We start from the raw sequence: 1,041 nt of genomic DNA on the forward strand, positions 1-1,041 counted from the left end.
GGTCGGAGCGGGGGGCGGGGGCATGGGCGGGGGCTGTGCGGTCCAGTCGGGCGGGGCCGATGGGTGCGGGGGCGAGGGGGACGGTTCGGGTCCCGGCCGCAGGGTGATGGGGGCGGGCTGCTGAGCGACGGTCCGGGTGGGCGGGACGGTGGGGGCGGTGCGCACGGGTGACGGTGCGGCCGGCTCGGGGAGCGTGGCGGCGGACGACGCGGCGGGAGCCGGAGCGGACGGCACCGACGGCGAGACAGCGGGCGGGACAGCGGGCGACGGCGAGGGAGCGGGCGAGGAGGACGGCGTGGGCGTGGGCGACGACGTCGGAGCAGTCGTGGAAGAAGGCATGGGAGAAGGCGAAGGCGACGGGCAGGGCGTCGCGGAGTGCGAAGGGTGCGAAGGCTGCGGGGAGTGCGGCGGGAACCACGGCCACGGCGGCCACGGCCACGACGGTGACGGCACCGCGGGCACCTCCGGCACATCGGGCGCCCCCGGCCCCGGGCCATGGGCATAGTCCATCGCCCGATTGTCGGACCGTCCCACCGCCCCCGTCAGTGGCTGACGGCCCCTCACCCACCGCCGCGCCGTCAAACCCATCGCCCCGGTGAACTCCCCGCCCCCGGACCGCGAACGAACGACCGATGCGGGACAATCTGTGCGCCGATCCGGCCGCCGACCCCGACGCACCCTCGTGCCCGGCGTAAGGACCGTGACATACTCCCGAGCGTGACGACCTCCACCCACGCGACGAGGGCCCTGCGGGCCGCGGTGTTCACCGCGCTCGCCGTGCCGCTGTCCGCGCTGGGCCAGGTGGTGATCACCGGTCGCCCGCTGCCGCTCACCCTGGTGGTGGTCGCGACCGCCGTCGTCTTCCTGGTCGCGGCCGCGCTGGCCGGCGGGGAGCGACGGTTGACGCAGATCGCGGCCGTGATGGTCCCGGTCGAGCTGCTGCTCAACACGACGTTCAATCTGGGCCAGACCAGTTGTGGTCCGGTCCTCGGAGCCGACCTCCCCGCCCGCGGCATGAACTGTCTCTTATACACATCTCTG

General features: G+C 74.6%; 2 pseudogenes. One reads left to right on the forward strand and one right to left on the reverse strand.

Going from position 1 to position 1,041, the window contains the following annotated elements:
- Positions 1 to 433, reverse strand: a pseudogene (locus VR45_RS45835) (hypothetical protein); the annotation flags it as partial.
- A 284-nt stretch (positions 434 to 717) separates the two neighbouring features.
- Between VR45_RS45835 and VR45_RS22675 the strand changes: the two are divergent.
- Positions 718 to 1,041 (forward strand): annotated as a pseudogene (locus VR45_RS22675) (hypothetical protein); the annotation flags it as partial.

Origin of the sequence: Streptomyces sp. NRRL S-495 (assembly GCF_000966955.1) — a bacterium.
GTDB lineage: Bacteria > Actinomycetota > Actinomycetes > Streptomycetales > Streptomycetaceae > Kitasatospora > Kitasatospora purpeofusca.